At 50.3% G+C, this 727-nt stretch carries 1 protein-coding gene; it reads right to left on the reverse strand.

The features are described from left to right. Positions 1 to 507: DUF726 domain-containing protein (locus NW852_RS10025; RefSeq protein ID WP_414426700.1), on the reverse strand; the 507-nt coding region annotated here is incomplete at its 3' end. Positions 508 to 727 lie beyond the last annotated feature (220 nt).

Raw genomic sequence — 727 nt, forward strand, 5'->3', positions numbered from 1 at the left:
GTGAGTGGCATTGAGGTTTTCAATTCTGGGGTGAAACTCTCTAATTGGCTTGATCCCACAGGGGCTGCGGTTGAGGGAAGGTACTTTGAAGACGTAGGCCAGAACCCAATCGTCTTCGTTGTAGATGTTTACTAACTTTCCGGTGATATTTTCTACATGCAGGCTCCAGTTCTTATCGGCTTGCCTCCTAACGGCACCGCTGAGCAAGATAACATCTTTAAGACGTCGATCTGCACTCTGGGGCCAACCGCGCATGATGTAGTAGGCTACCCTTGCCCCCAAGGAAAACCCCATCAGGGTAATCTGCCTTTCCGGCAAAGCAGAGAGCAGGGGATAGGCGTACTTTAGTCCCACTTCTTTGGCCTTTGCTTTGTGGGCTTCCCAGTGGGCAAGTAGTCCTACCCCTAGCTTCAGAGGGGACAAGGTCAAACTCGCCGCGTTGGAAGCATCCCACCAAAGGTAGTACAGGGATCCCTGCCATCCGGCACGTCGAAGCGTCTCCCACAACAGTCTTTTTTCCGAAGGTTGGGTTTCACCTTCGCTAAGGAAACCGTTGATGAAAACCAGGGCCTCGTCCCACCTCAGGGAGGATTCAATGCGGATCAAATGAGGCTCATGATGGGTAACTTCTTCGAAAATATAGTCTTTAGTCCCGTCAACAATAGTTTCTGTAACTTTCTGGATGACTTCAAAAGTGGCTTGACCCGTGCCAAGAAGAATTTCTCCA

The organism is Synechococcus sp. H60.1 (genome assembly GCF_047462335.1).
Lineage (GTDB): Bacteria > Cyanobacteriota > Cyanobacteriia > Thermostichales > Thermostichaceae > Thermostichus.